We start from the raw sequence: 17,000 nt of genomic DNA on the forward strand, positions 1-17,000 counted from the left end.
AGGTTTTGCTAATGGAGGAGAATACACAGACAGTACATGCACCTGACACTAAAGAGGATGATCAAACAATATTAGAAATTCATGATTTAAAAACATATTTTCATTTAGATGAAGGAATCCTGAAAGCGGTAGATGGTGTCGATTTAACGATAAAACGAGGAAAAACACTGGGTATTGTAGGAGAAAGTGGGAGTGGAAAGAGTGTAGCAACTAAGTCGATTTTACAAATTGTTGACCCGCCGGGAAAAGTGGAGGGTGAAATAAAATTAAAACGGAGCAGAAAAGGAAAGGAAGAATGGATAGATATAGGAAAATTAAATCCGACCGGTGAGAAAATAAGGGATATTCGCGGAGCTGAGATTTCGATGATTTTCCAAGAACCAATGAAGGCCTTCTCATCGATTCATACGATCGGAAATCAAATAACAGAAGCTATTTTAATTCACAGTGAGGTCGATCAGGAAGAAGCAAAAAGAATTGCAATTGATTTTCTGATTAAGGTAGGAATGTCCAATCCTGAGCAGCGTTTTGACCAATACCCTCATGAATTATCTGGCGGAATGAGGCAGCGGGCTATGATTGCGATGGCGTTATGCTGTAATCCAGCTATTTTAATAGCGGATGAGCCAACAACCGCCCTTGATGTTACTGTTCAAGCGCAAGTGCTGGACTTGATCAACCATCTCAAAGAAACACTGGACACTTCTGTTATTTTTATTACCCATGATCTAGGTGTTATTGCCGAAATGTCAGATGAAGTGGCGGTTATGTATTTAGGCAAGGTAATTGAGTATACAGATGTAGAAACCTTATTTTATGGCGCCCTTCACCCATATACCCAAGCTTTATTAAAATCGATTCCGTCCGTTGCTCACACAAAGGGAGAGCTCGACTCGATCAAAGGGACGGTGCCAATCCCGATGAACTTACCTAAAGGATGCGGATTTTATTCCAGGTGTAAATATGCGGTAAATGGTGTATGTAACGTCGATGATATACCATTTACAAAAGTAAACGATAATCATTATGTAAGATGTGTTCGGCTTGATGAAATAGAAAACAGGGGGTGAATGATATTGCAACATCATAATGCTGTATTAGAAGTTCAGGCTATGAAGAAATATTTTCCGATCAAAAAAGGCTTTTTAAAAAGAACCATCGGACAGGTAAAAGCGGTGGATGATGTCTCTTTTTTTATAGAACAAGGGGAAACTTTTGGTTTGGTCGGCGAATCAGGCTGTGGGAAATCGACACTGGGAAAAAGTATCTTGCGGGCAATAGAGCCGAGTGATGGATCGATTACATTTGTTAACCGCAAAGAGGAAGCAGTAGAGGTCAGGGATTTAGATAACAAACAATTACGGGATATAAGAAGAGATATGCAATTAATTTTCCAAGATCCGTACTCTTCTTTAAATCCGAGGATGACCGTATTAAATATTATTGGTGAGCCATTGATTTGTAATGGGATTGCCAAAGGAGAAGAACTAAAAAGACGTGTCGGTGATTTAATGGATCTAGTTGGTTTAAATAGAAAGCATTTGGAAAGATATCCCCATGCATTCAGCGGCGGGCAGAGACAACGGATTGGGATTGCCCGAGCCTTAGCTACCGATCCTAAATTTCTTGTATGTGATGAAGCAGTATCTGCTTTAGATGTATCGATTCAGGCTCAGATTATTAATTTATTGCAATCTTTACAGCAAAAATTAAATTTAAGCTATTTGTTTATCTCGCATGATTTGGGCGTTATTCAGCATATATCTGATCGGGTTGGGGTAATGTATGTCGGTAAAATGGTGGAAGTGGCAGCAACAGATAAGTTATTCAGCAGCCCGAAGCATCCGTACACAGAGGCCTTATTATCAGCTAAACCAGTACCAATCCCTAAACAGAAGCGGGAAAGAATTATCCTAAAAGGAGAAGTGGCTAACCCGGCCAATCCGCCTTCAGGCTGCTATTTTCACCCGCGCTGTCTGTATGCACAAGATATTTGTAAGCAGCAAGCGCCTGATTTTAAGGAGATTGAAGCAGGCCATTTTGTTGCCTGCCATATGGCCAAAGACCTAGATCTTAAAGGAGTTAAAGTACAATGAATCTTCTGCTTATCCTGTTGGTATTCGCTTTATTTTTATTATTAACAATGGTGTTTGGAATATGGTTTATGAATTTCATTGTGAGAAAATATATTATTGAAAAACATAACTGTCTGGATCAGATTATACACACCGGAAAAGTTCCAAACAAATGGTCGAATAAGTTTGATAGCAAAATGAAAAAACTGCGTACAAAACAGGCTGATGAAGAAAAAATTCTAGCCATCCAGCAAAAGGCAAACAAACAATATGTGAAGAAGCTGAAAAAGTTAGAAGAGTATGTAGAGAAATCCAGATTAATCGAAAATGAGCGCACGAGAAAAACGATTTTAAGCGACCTGCAGAATGTTTATTCACAATGGGATGTAAAGGTATAACATGGAAACAGACAAAGGGAGGAAACTACTTGTTTTAATTTCTTATTTACTTACGGTTGTAACCAGTGTCCTTGGTTTTATCGTATGGCTGAATATGAAAGAAACAGTGATGTTGTTGGTGATAGCCGGTTCGGTCAGCCGCTGGTCATTATCAGCCATTGAAAATTTTAGCTTTTTGATATTGGGGATGATTTGGCTGGCAGTAGTTTACTCTAGTCAAAACTATTATGCCAAAGCTGTAACATACAAGCAGTTAGCCAACAGATTTTTTACCTTCTCGATTATTCAAATTGTTCTGCTGCTTTTTTGCCAATTAGCACCTATCGTATCAGGATTGTTTCCGCTTGAATCGATAAATGGCAATTTTGTAATCATAGAAATGCTGGCCTTGCTTGTAATGATATTCTGTCTTATCGCAGGAAGGTTTAATTATTGGAAGGATCGCACAGAGGATTCGAGGCAGAAAGAGACGTTCTAACTCAACCATTTTGTGAAGAATTTAGAATCGAAATATACGAACAGAAAGGATTTTGAAAAATGAATATCGGCGTCGTTTCAAGAAGTTTTCCAAAGTTAACCAATCTGGAAACTGCTCAATTATTAGCCGAGAATGGTTTCACATGTACGGAGCTGTGCTTCTCACAAACAGATTCTAACTATTGGGTGTATAATGGGCGTTCTGATTTATCAGATCTGACAAATGAAAAGAGTCAGGCTATTATAGAAACGTATCGTGCGCATGGTATTGCGGTAACTTCTATTGGTGTGTTCACCAACTTATTAGAGCCGCAAGAACAAGAATTAGAAAAAAATCTGGCTTACTTCGAGCGGTTGATGGAAATAGCTTCTGTAAACGGTGTTCCATATGTATCTACAGAGTGCGGCTTTATTCCAGGGCAGCGCGGCGTGAATGCAGATACTTATGAGACAGCTTTTCAAAGATTTAAAGATAATATCATTTGGTTAACACAAAAAGCCGAAAAATATAATCTATCACTGGCACTTGAACCTTGTGTCCTGGATATTATACCAAGTGCAAAAAGGACAGTTGATTTAATTGATCAAGTGGGATCAGAGCGATTATCTGTTTTGTTGGATCCTGCCAATTTAATTGCTGCTAATTCGGAAGAAGACATGTTTCGTTATTTAGCTCCACATATTGCTTATTTCCATGGTAAAGATCGTAAAGTGAATGATACGTATGGCCGTGCCATTGGTGATGGTGATATCAATTGGCGGCGCTTTCTGGAACTCTATCATCAATATACTGAAGGAGTGCCGTTTATTATTGAATATGTTCATCAAGAGAATTTCTCTGATATTCGGGATCGTGTGCTGAAGTTTGATTCATCAGTAATCAATATAGAATAAGGAGAGGATAGCACCAATTCGCACATCGGAATCGGTGCTATCCTTCAAATATTAAGTAGTCTGAATAGAGTTGCTGGTGTATACAACGGGGAAATCCTCTCCAGTAAGTATCTCACCAGGCTTCACTGTAACATGTGCTTCCATCGGATGACCACCGCTTGGGGCATAATATACATGTCCCGGCATATAGTGAACTGCAATGGCTCGGCGTTTTCTTTCCGAGCGATTAGGTCCGCTGCCATGCCATGTTAAGCAATGATGGTAACCTACCTGTCCTTTTTTAATTTCAAAAGGCACCGGTTCTGTGCTGGCATCTTCCGGCAGTAGCTCAGGACGGCTGTGACTAGGTTTATAGTCTGGTGTATCACTCAAGTATTGCTGTTGGTCACCCCATTTATGACTGCCAGGGACCATCCACATACACCCGTTTTCAATGGTGGCATCATCCAGCGCAACCCATGCACTAATTAGATCAGCCGGCTGTATAATTGGCCATGCTGGATGATCCTGATGCCAATTACCTGAGCCACCGATAACTGGCGGCTTATATTGCACTTGATCATGCCAGATTCTTAGTGTGTCCGTTTGACATAACTGGGCAATATCTTCACACATAGTTGGGTTACACGCATGTTTAAAGTAAGTGTCGCTTGCCATCCACAGGTTCACTATTTGAACAACCGTATCCTTTTTCGTCATTTCCATACCCATGCCGCTATCATTCAAATTACGATTGAGGACGGGTTTATTCACAGATTTTCCATTCATAACAAGATCAAGCTCGTTGCGAAGCAGTTCCACTTCTGCATCGGAAAGAATAATATCGCCTTTCATAAAACCTTTTTCATTAAATTCTGTTACCTGTTCTTTACTTAACATATGATCACCCTTTCAAAATTTACCGGAATGAAGGTGAAACTTTTATAAAGTTAGTTATGTTGTAAAACAGACAGGGCCCTCTTGACTTGGTTAGATCAATCTATGCTTATTTTGTTTCACCTTATCGGTAATTTGATCATATCAACCTAAGGCAGCTAAGTCTTTAGAAGTTTCTTAAAAAAAATTGCACTTTTCACAGGTTATTTTTTGGTTGGGGGGGGAGTGGGATGCAAACACAGGTGCACGATGTTGGCAAGCTATCTCAATTACATTTAAAAGTAAACTTCGCTAATAGTATGACGGCAGCTTTGGGGCAAGCCTGGGGGCCAAGGACGATTCCAGATAATCAGCTTATCTATGTCCGGTCTGGCAAGGCAAAGCTGATACTTGGATCGAATACATATCAGCTGGAAGCAGAAGATTGTGTGTTTTATGGACCAAACTGTCCCCATCAGCTGATTGCAGATGAAAGAGAGCCGTTTACCTTTGCAAGTATTCATTTTGAATGGAATGATGTATCACCAGTTCCAGTTCATCCGATGAATGCGATCAAACCGTGTACAAAACAGGAATTGTCCGGTAATATACCAGATTTCCAGCTTTATATGGATGGGTATGGAAAGGTATGTATGCCATCCCGCTTTACGTTGCATGTTGAGGAGTTATTTATGAAAATTGTCAGGGAGTATCGTTTTGAAGAACAGGGTTATATGGTGGTGCTTAAAGGGCTGCTGACTCAATTACTGACCATTATCTTACGGCATCAAATACAAGGAAAATATACTTCAGCAGATCGAAGAAAAATCGCTCCCGCATTAGAAATGATACGCAAACAACCACAAAAAAACTGGACAATGGATGAATTAGCAAGTCTGTGTGGCTATCATCCTACTTATTTTGCGTCTATATTTAAGAAAGCAACAGGCCATACACCTAAGCACTACCTGATTTTAGAACGAATCAGCAAAGCAAAGCGATTGTTAATTGAAACAGAAACAGTTGATGAAGTGGCCTATCAATTAGGGTATACCAGCGTCCATTATTTTTGCCGTAATTTCAAGTTTGTGACTGGATTAACGCCGACAGAATATAAGCTGCAAAGTATTGAGCTGTAAGAGTGATGGATAAGATCATTATGGTTCGTTCAACAGGAGAAGAGGTCATCAGAAAAGAAAAAATCTTAAACTATCAATGTAGACTATATAAGAGAAGAATGTCATAATAACATAATCAGTATTGATGATGGTTGTGAGTTTTTGAACTTGATACAGACAGACTGCCTTATTGACGCAAATTCAACATAAAGAGAGGTTGACCAATGAAGAATGAATACATACAGATTATTCAAGGATTATTAACTCCATATGAGAATAAACAGGAAGCGATCAAGATGAAACAATATATGCGTAACCAATACGATTTTTTGGGGATCAGAGCCCCGCAAAGAAAACAATTGGTAAGGTTTTTGATAAAAGAGCATGGCCTCCCGTCTGAGGAATCTTTTAAAACGATAATTTACGAACTTTGGGCACTTCCAGAAAGAGATTATCAAAGTATAGCATTGGAATTAATCGATCGAAAAAGCAAACAGTTCAAGGAAGATGATATCGAATTAATAGAGGATCTGATCACTAATAAATCATGGTGGGATACTGTCGATTGGATTGCCAGTAAACATGCGGGGAATTACTTTCTGCAATACCCAGAAAATAAATGGGTAATAACGGAGCGATGGATACAATCAGATAATATCTGGCTGCAGCGAAGTGCTATTATATTTCAATTAAAATACAAAACAGATACAGATGAAGCACATTTATATGACTATATAACCCAGTGTCTTGGATCAGACGAATTTTTTATCAACAAGGCAATTGGCTGGGCGCTAAGGGAATATTCCAAAATCAATCCGCAGTCTGTGCTTGATTTTGTTGACAGAACGCCGTTACCGAAGTTTAGCCGGACAGAGGCATTGAAGGTGATTAAACAGAAGAGCTGAATCAGTGTGGAAAATAGTTTTATCAACTTCTTAATATAATCGCATAAAAGTAAAAAAGCCGTCTCTCTTTTCCATTTAGCGAAAAGGAGACGGTTTTTAATCGTCATGTGTAAGTGTATACATGTAACAAAGGTATAACTTTCTTAAAAATGTAAGCAGTTATACCTTTGTTTGCTTGAACCTTCCTATAAAGGCAACATATCCTGTTTACAATCTTTGACTGGTATGTCTAATAATAATTTCAGGTGGTAAAAGTTCATTTTTGATTTCTTCGTTCGAATTCTTTATGTTCAATAGCATATTCTCAACCGCTTTTTTGCCAATTTGTTTAATGGGTTGCTGTATAGTAGTTAATTTAGGAGCAATGACTTTGGTTAGGGGAATATTATCATAGCCGACAATTCCAATATCATCGGGAATCTTTAAGTTATGCTGACGGACTGCTTCCAGTGCTCCAATTGCCATTAAATCATTTGCAATAAATATACCATCAGGCGGATGTGATAGTGCTAGAAATCTAATCATTGCTTCATAGCCGCTCTCAATTTGAAAGTCACCAAACTGTATCAGCACCGGATCATACGTTATGTCTTTTTCTTTTAAGGCGTCTAAGTAACCATTATAGCGATCGATGGCCGTAGATGCTTCGGAAGGTCCTCGTATATGCGCAACTCTGTTGTACCCTTGTTCAATTAAGTGTAAGGTGGCCAGTTTACCGCCGTATCGATTATCTGTACTGACAGAAGATACCCCCCCTTCACCATATGCATCCAGTATAATGAATGGAATCTTGCTTTTGGATAATTCCTTTACATGATAACTGGTAACAGCCCCAACAACCATGATACCGTCTACATGCTGTTCCAGATCGATAAAGGTTTTTCTTATTTTTAGAATATCGTTATCGGAATTACAGTTGATAATATTGTAATTCTCTTTACGTGCTTGATGTTCAATCACCCTTGATAATTCTGCAAAAAAAGGATTTCTAATGTCAGGGATGATTAATGCTAATAAGCCAGTTTTATTGTTTGATAGGGAACGAGCATAATGATTAGGTTTGTAGTTGAGCTCTTTGATCGCCAATTCTATTCTTTTCTGTGTTGCTTCGTTTACATAGCCGCTCTTATTAATGAACCGTGATATAGTTGCCGTCGATGTTCCAGCTAATTTTGCTACATCTTTGATTGTTGCCATATGTCCATGCCTCCGTAAAAATTTTAGCACCTGTAATCGGTAACATATTTATCTTTTACTACCATATCACTTTTATCATGTTATGTAAATTGAGATTAATCATATTTTTCCAGTTAAATATGAATTTTATGAAATTATATGTAATTTTCATGTTTTTATGAAATATTTACACTTTTATATTTACAAGAATGAAAAATTTATGTAAAATACAATTAATATTCTAAGTGTAAGCCTTTTCACTTGGAAATGAAAATTATGTAAAGGGTTACACTTGGAGGTGAGGAAAACTTATCTAGATAAATAGCTTCGATCAAGAGGGAACAGGTGTGTAACGCAATTGAGATGAGAAACCATAATAACCAAGGGGGTTATAGGATGAAAAAGTTATCTATCTTTCTATTATTAGTATTAGCTGTCCTTATAGCAGGTTGCAGTAATTCAGATTCTTCAGAAGGCTCAGATTCAGATGGTGATGGACAAGTTACTATCCAAATGGCGATTAGTGGAAGTAATGCTGAACAAGCAATTAGAAAGGCAACGGCAGACGCCTTTATGGAGGAGAATCCGGACATTAAGATTGAATGGGTAGATTTAGGTGACAGACGTTATGAAAAGACACTGACACTGATTTCAGGGGGAAATGCCCCAGATATCCTTTATCTAAATGAATGGGTACCAGCATTAGCGAGTCGTAATGCATTATTACCATTGGATGATCTGATAGAATCTGATGAATCCTTTTCACTCGATCTTTTCTATGACGGTTTAATCAATGGCAATATTTATGAAGATCAATTATATGCACTTCCGCAAGAGGTATCTCCATTTGTTGTTTATTATAATAAGGAACTATTTGATCAGACAGGTGTTGATTATCCGACAGATGATTGGACACAAGAAGAATTCTATCAAATAGCTGAACAGTTAACAGACGCTGGAAAAAATCAATACGGCTATTTACATGAAAATGGCTATAATCCTACACTAGGATGGGTATTCCGTAATGGCGGAGAATTATTTAATGACCAAAGAGCAAGCGGATTAGATTCAGCAGGTACATTAGAGGCATTAGAGTTTATTAATGACATCGTACAAAATAAATTATCACCGAATCCAGCTCAATTAGAAGCGACAGGACAGGGAGCGGACGCACAATTCCGAAACCAGCAGGTAGCCATGATTAGTGCTGGAATGTGGCTCTTGCCGCCATTTAAGGAAGAAGCACTTCCTTTTGAATGGGATGTCGTAAAAATGCCAGTTGCAGCAAATCAAACGGTAGGAGCAGGAATTTTGAACTGGGGTATATCTAATCAAACAGAACATCCGGAAGAAGCGTGGGAAGTATTAAAATACTTCGTCGGTCATGAAGGAATGATGAAAGTAGCCGAAAGTAATATGGCCCTGCCGGCAAGTGAAGATGAAGAAGCCAACCAAGTGATTTTGGATTCAGGATTCCCTGAAAATGTAGCTGCTTTTGTTGATAGTGCAGATTCTGTTGTGATGGATGGTTATACATCACCATTCACTTCAGAAATAGATGAAATGTTTAAACAAGAAGTTGAAAAAATGCTGTTAGGTAAAGAAGACCCGCAAACAACACAAGAACAGCTTCATTCAAAATTGAATGAAATTATTAATCAGTAGTCTATAGGAGGTGGCTTTGTGGAGTCCATCCGTAAATTGATGGGGAGGGAAGCTTTTTGGGGGTATGTCTTTATTACCCCCATTTTAATAGGATTTGCTGTATTCATGTTTTATCCTTTGATTGCCTCCCTTTACTTAAGTCTGACTGAATCCGATGGGATTAATCCATCCAGCTTTATCGGGCTAGAGAATTATACAACATTAATGGCAGATGAAGAGTTTCTGAATTCGTTGAAGGTGACACTAATTTATGTAGCAGGGACAGTACCTCTAGGTGCCATACTGGCATTATTGGTTGCTGTCTTGCTAAATCAGAAAATTAGATTTGTCAATGCCTATCGAACAGCCTTTTTTATCCCAGTAATCACCTCAATGGTGGCGGTTGCGACAGTTTGGAAATGGCTGTACAACACAGATTATGGTCTGATCAATGGTATGCTGGCAAAGATGGGATTATATGAACCGCCTTGGCTTGCTAGCGAAGAGTGGGCATTATTGTCGATTATTATTATGAGTATCTGGAAAGGCTTAGGCTTTAATATGGTAATTTATTTAGCCGGATTACAGAATATTTCCGTATCCTTATATGAAGCGGCAAAGATAGATGGTGCCAATGGTTTTCAGCGTTTATTTCACATTACTATACCACTTTTAAGACATACGACCTTATTTGTGGTGATAATGTCTATTATTAACTCGTTTCAAGTGTTTGATCAGGTATACATTATGACGAATGGAGGTCCTGCTGACTCCACTTCTGTCATTGTATTCTACATTTATCAAAATGCGTTCCTATTCTTCAAACAAGGTTACGCCTCAGCGATGGCTTATATCTTATTTATTATCATTTTTATCATTACCTTTATTCAAATGAAGATTACCAATCGTAAAGATGTGGTATAGGAGGGAGTGAGGCTAGTATGAGTGTAAAAAATGAAGCACAGGCGGGCAGAATCGACACGAAAACAAAGAATAGGATTATTCGCTTCTGTGTTCATGTGATGCTGATAGCAGGTGCTATCACGATGATTCTGCCTTTTCTATGGATGTTATCAAGTTCTTTGAAAACTACTAATGATATGTATACGTTTCCGCCAACATGGATTCCTAATCCGGTGATGTGGGAAAACTATCTTTATATGTTTCAAAGTGCACCATGGGGAGTGTATGCGTGGAATTCGTTAAAGGTGTCTGTACTAGTTGTGATTGGGCATGTCATTGTCAGTGCGATGGGGGCATATGCTTTTGCCAGACTGAAGTTTCCTGGTAGGAATGTGCTATTTATCATTATTCTTGCTACAATGATGATCCCTTACCACGTAACAATGATTCCAACTTTTAAGATTCTAAGGGAATTAGGCTGGCTGAATACGCATTGGGCATTGATTATACCGCCATTATTTAGTGCATTTGGTTTGTTTTTATTGCGGCAATTCTTCTTGGGAATTCCAAAAGAACTAGAAGAGGCGGCAAGGATAGACGGTGCGAGTTATCCGAGGATATTTGTAAGTATTATTTTGCCGATATCTCTTCCGGCATTAACAACATTAGCAATCTTTACGTTTATGACGCAATGGAACGATTTTCTGGCGCCATTAATTTATATTAACGATGAATTGTTAAAGACACTGTCGTTAGGGTTGGCTACTTTCCAAGGGACATATACAACCCAATGGAATTATTTAATGGCGGGATCATTTATTGTGTTACTGCCGATTCTCTTTATCTATATTTTTGCGCAGCGATATTTTATCGAAGGCGTGATGATGAGTGGAATGAAAGAATAATAGTATATAAAAGGAGTAGATGTAGATGCAACATACACAGTTGAATCACGCAGGAATTCCAAACGATTATGTGGAGAAGGTATATGCCGGCTGGCTGGCAAAAGTAATTGGTGTTCGACATGGAGCTAATATTGAGGGTTGGACTTATGAGCAGATCCAACATGCTTTTGGTGAAGTGACGGGGTATTTACATGAATTTAAGAATTTTGCCGCTGATGATGACTTGAATGGGCCGCTCTTTTTCTTGAAGGCTATGGAAGATTATGCTGCAGACAGAGAACTGACGGCAGAAGATGTTGGTTTAACATGGTTAAACTATGTGCCAGATCAACATGGTTTTTTCTGGTGGGGCGGATATGGCATTTCCAGTGAGCATACAGCATATTCTAATTTGAAAAATGGAATAGCTGCACCAAGATCGGGTTCTATTGAACAGAATGGAGCACAGGTTGCCGAGCAAATTGGGGGGGCAAATATTTATTGATGTTTGGGGATTAATTGCCCCTAATAACCCGGAATTGGCAGCTGAATTTGCCGAGAAGGCGGCTAGTGTTTCTCATGACCGCGAAGGTATTTATGGCGGACAGTTTATCGCTGCTTGTATAGCAGCTGCATTTAGCGCATCAAGCATGGATGAGATTATCGCAGCAGGTCTGCGAGTAATTCCTGCTGATAGTGAATATGTAAGGGTGACCAAAGCCGTAATGGATTTTCATCAGGCACATCCTGATAATTGGCGCGATTGCTTTCAATTTGTGAAAGATAATTTCGGATATGATCGTTATCCAGGTGTTTGTCATATCATTCCTAATAGTGCTGTTATGGTTCTATCTTTGTTGTATGGTGAAGGAGATTTCTCTAAGACGATTAATATATGTAATATGTGTGGCTGGGATACAGACTGTAATGTAGGGAATGTAGGTACCATTATGGGTGTTTACAAGGGGCTTGATGGTATAGAAGACAGCTGGAGAAAACCAATTAATGATTTTCTATGTACTTCCAGTGTAATTGGCGCAGCTAATATAACAGATATACCGGCCTCTGCTACTTATACAGCAGCAATTGGTTATAAGGTGGCACAAACAGAAAGAAGCGACTATTTTCAAAAAATACTGACAGGGGAAGCTCCCGTTTTCCATTTTGAATATCCTGGTTCCACTCATGCCTTTTTAACAGAGGTTGATGATCAGGAAGATGAGGCACAGATATTTATTGAGAATAGTGAAGAGCAAGCCTTGAATGGACAAAGGTCATTAAAAATGTCCATTGACCGCGTCACAGGCGGTAATAGTTATCGATTGTATCAGAAGACATACTATCGCCCTGCTGATTTCAATGACAATCGTTATGATCCTGCCTTTTCTCCTAAGTTCTATCCAGGTCAAACGGTGGATGTTTCTTTTGCTCAGTCGGCAGGAAATCAGACAGATATCAAGATTCGTTTATATGCCTTAGATAGTAACAATCAAGTCTATCATTATGGTGATTGGCAAACGATAACAGATACTGATTGGGCAAACATTTCCTATACGGTTCCTTATTTAGCAGATGCCTGTATTGAAGAAGTAGGTGTAGAAATAACGCCATTAGCAACAGCCCATGGCGGTTTAGTCTATTATTTAGACAGCATGGATTTTCAAGGACAGCCAAACTATCAAATTGATTTCAGCAACTCTTCATTGGAAGAGTGGAATCCAATTCACCAGGAAATTAATCAGTTCACCTATTTGAGAGGACATTGGGTTCTGGAAGATGGATATTTAAGTGGCAGTATGTCTGGTGAGGCAGCTGAGTGTTATACAGGTGCTCCAGAATGGGATAATTATGAGGTTAATGCTGTTATCCTGCCGAAAGTGGGTTACCATCACCGTGTACTGTTCCGCGTGCAAGGCGCTATTCGTTCTTATGCCGTTGGCTTAGAGGAAGGTAATAAGCTGGTATTGCTGAAGAATGATCATGGCTATCAAGTGTTGGCAGAAGCGGAGGTTGATTGGAAATTAGATCAATCTTATACGGTGAATATTCAGGCAGATCAGAATACCATTACGGTTAGTTTAGATGGAACGAAATATATCACGTTTACCGATGACCAATCTCCATATATGCAGGGACAAATTGGATTTGGTAATATTAAAGGTAGCAGAACTTATTATAAGAGCTACTCTGTGTCAGGGATAGCCCATCGTTAAATTGAAGACAAGGGGAGTGGAGAGCATGCCCTCGATCATTGTGGTAGGCAGTGCGAATATGGATATTGTCACCCGGGTTTCGCATTACCCCAAGCCAGGTGAAACCATATTTGGCCAGCAGACATCTTTTTACTCAGGTGGAAAAGGTGCTAATCAATCGATAGCTGCCAAAAGGTCGGGAGCGGAAGTTCATTTTGTTGGTGCTTTAGGGAATGACTTTTTTGGTAATGAACTGTACCGTATCCTTCGTGAGGAAGCGATAGACCTGGATGGTATGCTGAAAAAAGCGGTGAATACAGGATTAGCATTAATTACAGTGAATAAAGCTGGTGAAAATAATATTATCTTAAGCCCTGGTGCCAATAATGAATTGTTGCCAAGTGATCTAGATGAGATCGATTGGGAAGCCTATGAGGCCGTATTATTGCAGAATGAAATACCATGGGAGACTAATGCGTGTGTTTTAGATCAGGCTAAAGATAAAGGGATTAAGGTCGTGTTTAACCCTGCTCCAGCTGTTCAGCTTTCACCTGAAACATTAAAACAGATCGATTTATTGATTTTGAATGAACATGAAGCAACATCTTTAACCAGCATACCAATTCGCCATATAGACGAAGCAAAAGCAGCCGCCAAAGAAATTATCCTTCAAGGTGCTAAAGAAGTTATTTTGACGCTTGGTTTGCAAGGTTCCCTTTATATGAATGATAAAATGGAGGTAGTGGAATGTCCTGCCTATCCAATTGAAACAGTAGATACTACCGGTGCTGGAGACACCTTTATCGGCTCATTTGTTGTAAGGTATCTGCTAAAACAGGATATTCTGTCTTGTTTAAAATATGCCTCAGCCGCAGCAGCACTAGCTGTATCAATCAATGGCGCGCAGAAGGCGATGCCGTCAGCAGCAGAAGTAGCAGCTTTTCTAGCAGAAAAAGGAGAATTGGTCACTTGAATGTATACTCATCGTTTAGGTGTATTTTCAGGAAAAGCTGCTGAGCATGTGAAGGTGAGAGCAGTTAAGTTTGAGTTTTGACTGTCTCTGATAAGTGCAGAGATGAAGTTTGTTTGTCAAAAGCAGGAGAAGCAGATCCATATATAGGTCTGCTTCTTTTTCTTTTCGGCAAATTTTAAATCATGGCCAGCCTTCACTTGCCCCACTTGATTAACTGTGAGTCACTTGATTCGAGAGTTCATTGTTTCTCACATGAATGGATTATGTTTCGTGTCAATCTTACTTTTGGTATAATTAGGGTATGAAATGGATCTTCTTTTGGGCTATAGGCTGCCTTTGTTTCAATAAATAATAGGAGGGGGAGATGGATGTGGCTGGCAGTAAATCATTAGGAAAAGACGATTCTAGCGGGTTTGAATTTGCGCAAGAAATGCTAGCTGGTGATGTAACGGCAGCAATCAATTTTGACAGGATTCAGCGAAATGCAAAAACGGGAAAATATATTATCTTTGAATATTTATTGTGTGAAGAAAGCCAGAAGGTTAACCCCTATACAAGTCATCCGAATCGATACTGGCATAAAAATAAACGGAAGTTTTTAAGCCTTTTTCAAGTAGCCAATGATTTAAAGGCAACCTTATATTTAGTCAATTACGCTAAAAAAGGAACCAAACATGAAGATAAAATTCTGCTGATGGAAGTAATTGACGCCGACGAGAACCATATCCAAACAGAAGATTATAAAACAATTCGAAAAGAATTTAGTAAACGCTTTCGGAAATTGAATGCTGCTTGCCTATAGGTGCTGGCTTGTGCAGCTTTTAAGATTGCCAGATTTGAAAGGCTGATTCAGATTGGCAGAAAGGAAGCTTATTTTTTAAAAGAGATTGCTGCAACTAGCCTAGCTTTTATTTTCTCTATTTTTTTGTAATGACAGGGAGGCACTTTCATGAATGAACAAAGTCGTATCAATAAGAAAGCATGGGAGTATCGAGCATATGAGTTTTGGTGTATGAAAGACGGCATGCCTAGTGAAAAAGCCAAGAAAATTATGGCTAATCCAAAACAAAGTTTAAAAAAACACCAAACTTACTTTAAAAATATCGAACATAAACGAATTGCAAACCTGTGTGGTTCAAATGGCAGAAGGGCAGTACCATTAGCGTTATTAGGAGCTGATGTGACTGTTTTTGATATATCAGAGGAGAATAAACGGTATGCGTTGGAATTAGCTGATTGTGCTAATACGTCTATTCACTATATAGTGGGAGATATTCAAGATATTAATCTAGGAATCTATTCTAACTATTTTGATATGCTTTATTTAGAAGGTGGAATCCTGCATTATTTCAATGATCTCGAAAGTTTTATCTATATCTTGTTTTCTTTATTGAAAAATAACGGAACTATGATTCTTAGTGATTTTCATCCTGTAAAAAGATGTATAGGCCCTGACCTTACCTTTGTGCCACAGTATTTTGATCAGCAGTTAACCAGTGGTGATGTGGCTTATAAATCATATTTCCCTGATCAGGAGCAGAGTGATTTTCCAGAAGTAGCTGTCACTTCACACACACTTAGTCAAATAATAAATACCGTGATTCAATCCGGTTTTCAATTGAATCGATTGGATGAACATCGCGGTTGGAATAATGAAAACTTTCCATGGGAATTTACAATAGTTGCTAAAAAAATATAACGATAAGGGAGCTTGGATAATGGGAAGCAACTTTCATCATAAAGCTAATCGTAACAGCTATACGGCAAGAGAAGCCGATCAGACATGGGTGAACTTTGTACGTGATCAAATTCCATTCAAACCAATAGATAAAGCAGCAGATATCGGCTGTGGTGGAGGCATATACAGCAAAGGTCTGGTGAGATTAGGAGCAACAGAAGTCACAGCTGTTGATTACTCAGAAGCTATATTAGCTGGAGCGAAGGATCATTGCAAGGAATTCCCCCAAATCCACTTTGTACAGGGTGAAGCTGAAGATACAGGGTTACATAGTCATCAATATGATCTAGTACTGGAGAGAGCATTGATTCATCATATCAAAGATTTAGAACCCACCTTTGCCGAGGCTTACCGGTTGTTAAAAACAGATGGTACCTTCCTTATCCAAGATAGAACACCGGAAGACTGCCTGCTGGAAGGAACGCCAACCCATATTCGCGGCTATTTTTTCTCTCTTTTTCCTACACTTGCAGAGAAGGAGATAAGCAGGCGTCACAAAAGTGAGACCGTAAGAAAGTACTTGAAGCAAGCAGGCTTTAAGCGTATAACAGAAGCAAAACTGTGGGAAGTAAGAAAAACATATCCTTCTAAACAACAGTTATTAGATGATTTACAATCCAGAACAGGCCGGAGTATTTTGCATGAAATCGATGATAAGGAACTAAAACAGCTTGTTGGCCATATTGACAAAAAGGTTCCTGAAGACAACGTGATAGAAAAAGATCGTTGGACGATCTGGCGGGCGGTTAAGTAGGGATAGAAAATTTT

General features: G+C 38.9%; 18 protein-coding genes. 16 read left to right on the forward strand and 2 right to left on the reverse strand.

Annotated elements, in window-relative coordinates:
- Window positions 1-11: 11 nt before the first annotated feature.
- Genes JOD18_RS14320 through JOD18_RS14340 form a run of 5 tightly spaced genes read left to right on the forward strand, consistent with a single transcriptional unit; the run spans window position 12 to window position 3,844 of the window.
- A complete protein-coding gene (locus JOD18_RS14320) occupies window positions 12-1,070 on the forward strand; it encodes an ABC transporter ATP-binding protein (protein ID WP_204669782.1) in 1,059 nt (352 codons plus the stop codon).
- Window positions 1,071-2,096 carry an ABC transporter ATP-binding protein gene (locus JOD18_RS14325; RefSeq protein WP_204669784.1) on the forward strand — a complete coding sequence of 342 codons (1,026 nt, stop codon included), beginning with the start codon at window positions 1,071-1,073 and terminating at the stop codon, window positions 2,094-2,096.
- Window positions 2,093-2,473 carry a hypothetical protein gene (locus tag JOD18_RS14330; RefSeq protein WP_204669786.1) on the forward strand — a complete coding sequence of 127 codons (381 nt, stop codon included), beginning with the start codon at window positions 2,093-2,095 and terminating at the stop codon, window positions 2,471-2,473. Before JOD18_RS14325 ends, JOD18_RS14330 begins: the two co-directional genes overlap by 4 nt.
- 1 nt (window position 2,474) lies before the next feature.
- The gene (locus tag JOD18_RS14335) at window positions 2,475-2,951 is read left to right on the forward strand and encodes a hypothetical protein (RefSeq protein ID WP_204669787.1); all 477 of its coding nucleotides are present in this window, start codon (window positions 2,475-2,477) and stop codon (window positions 2,949-2,951) included.
- A gap of 59 nt (window positions 2,952-3,010) precedes the next feature.
- Window positions 3,011-3,844 (forward strand): sugar phosphate isomerase/epimerase family protein, encoded by an 834-nt coding sequence (locus JOD18_RS14340; RefSeq protein ID WP_204669789.1) that lies wholly within the window; start codon window positions 3,011-3,013, stop codon window positions 3,842-3,844.
- 51 nt (window positions 3,845-3,895) lie between these two features.
- Here JOD18_RS14340 and JOD18_RS14345 read toward each other — a convergent pair whose 3' ends face one another.
- Window positions 3,896-4,723, reverse strand: a complete 828-nt coding sequence (locus JOD18_RS14345) for a phytanoyl-CoA dioxygenase family protein (protein WP_204669791.1) — start codon at window positions 4,721-4,723, stop codon at window positions 3,896-3,898.
- A 227-nt stretch (window positions 4,724-4,950) separates the two neighbouring features.
- On the opposite strand from JOD18_RS14345, the gene JOD18_RS14350 reads away from it, so the two are divergent.
- Both JOD18_RS14350 and JOD18_RS14355 read left to right on the forward strand, forming a co-directional pair.
- The gene (locus JOD18_RS14350) at window positions 4,951-5,838 is read left to right on the forward strand and encodes an AraC family transcriptional regulator (protein ID WP_204669793.1); all 888 of its coding nucleotides are present in this window, start codon (window positions 4,951-4,953) and stop codon (window positions 5,836-5,838) included.
- A gap of 203 nt (window positions 5,839-6,041) precedes the next feature.
- A complete protein-coding gene (locus JOD18_RS14355; RefSeq protein WP_204669795.1) occupies window positions 6,042-6,722 on the forward strand; it encodes a DNA alkylation repair protein in 681 nt (226 codons plus the stop codon).
- Window positions 6,723-6,929: 207 nt separating this feature from the next.
- Here the strand turns inward: JOD18_RS14355 and JOD18_RS14360 are convergent, their stop codons facing one another.
- Complete coding sequence (locus JOD18_RS14360) at window positions 6,930-7,919, reverse strand: LacI family DNA-binding transcriptional regulator (protein ID WP_204669796.1); 990 nt, start codon at window positions 7,917-7,919, stop codon at window positions 6,930-6,932.
- 375 nt (window positions 7,920-8,294) lie between these two features.
- Here JOD18_RS14360 and JOD18_RS14365 point away from each other — a divergent pair, with 375 nt between their 5' ends.
- The 9 genes from JOD18_RS14365 to JOD18_RS14400 all read left to right on the forward strand — a co-directional run bounded on the left by JOD18_RS14365 (window position 8,295) and on the right by JOD18_RS14400 (window position 16,986).
- Window positions 8,295-9,563, forward strand: a complete 1,269-nt coding sequence (locus tag JOD18_RS14365; protein WP_204669798.1) for an ABC transporter substrate-binding protein — start codon at window positions 8,295-8,297, stop codon at window positions 9,561-9,563.
- 39 nt (window positions 9,564-9,602) lie between these two features.
- Entirely contained in the window at window positions 9,603-10,466 is an 864-nt protein-coding gene (locus tag JOD18_RS14370) for a carbohydrate ABC transporter permease (protein ID WP_204669871.1), read from the forward strand.
- 17 nt (window positions 10,467-10,483) lie between these two features.
- Entirely contained in the window at window positions 10,484-11,350 is an 867-nt protein-coding gene (locus tag JOD18_RS14375) for a carbohydrate ABC transporter permease (protein WP_204669800.1), read from the forward strand.
- 25 nt (window positions 11,351-11,375) lie between these two features.
- On the forward strand, window positions 11,376-11,834 hold the full coding sequence (locus JOD18_RS24630; protein WP_275583020.1) for an ADP-ribosylglycohydrolase family protein: 459 nt from the start codon (window positions 11,376-11,378) through the stop codon (window positions 11,832-11,834).
- On the forward strand, window positions 11,800-13,542 hold the full coding sequence (locus tag JOD18_RS14380) for an ADP-ribosylglycohydrolase family protein (RefSeq protein WP_275583021.1): 1,743 nt from the start codon (window positions 11,800-11,802) through the stop codon (window positions 13,540-13,542). The genes JOD18_RS24630 and JOD18_RS14380 overlap by 35 nt, the downstream gene beginning before the upstream one ends.
- A gap of 25 nt (window positions 13,543-13,567) precedes the next feature.
- Window positions 13,568-14,494 carry a ribokinase gene (gene rbsK / locus JOD18_RS14385; protein WP_204669802.1) on the forward strand — a complete coding sequence of 309 codons (927 nt, stop codon included), beginning with the start codon at window positions 13,568-13,570 and terminating at the stop codon, window positions 14,492-14,494.
- Window positions 14,495-14,858: 364 nt separating this feature from the next.
- Window positions 14,859-15,296, forward strand: a complete 438-nt coding sequence (locus JOD18_RS14390) for a hypothetical protein (RefSeq protein ID WP_204669804.1) — start codon at window positions 14,859-14,861, stop codon at window positions 15,294-15,296.
- A 147-nt stretch (window positions 15,297-15,443) separates the two neighbouring features.
- Window positions 15,444-16,193: a class I SAM-dependent methyltransferase gene (locus JOD18_RS14395; RefSeq protein ID WP_204669806.1), complete on the forward strand. Its 750-nt coding sequence runs from the start codon at window positions 15,444-15,446 to the stop codon at window positions 16,191-16,193.
- 19 nt (window positions 16,194-16,212) lie between these two features.
- Window positions 16,213-16,986 carry a class I SAM-dependent methyltransferase gene (locus JOD18_RS14400; protein ID WP_204669808.1) on the forward strand — a complete coding sequence of 258 codons (774 nt, stop codon included), beginning with the start codon at window positions 16,213-16,215 and terminating at the stop codon, window positions 16,984-16,986.
- Window positions 16,987-17,000: the final 14 nt, after the last annotated feature.

It is taken from the genome of Gracilibacillus alcaliphilus (assembly GCF_016909015.1).
Taxonomy (GTDB): domain Bacteria; phylum Bacillota; class Bacilli; order Bacillales; family Amphibacillaceae; genus Gracilibacillus; species Gracilibacillus alcaliphilus.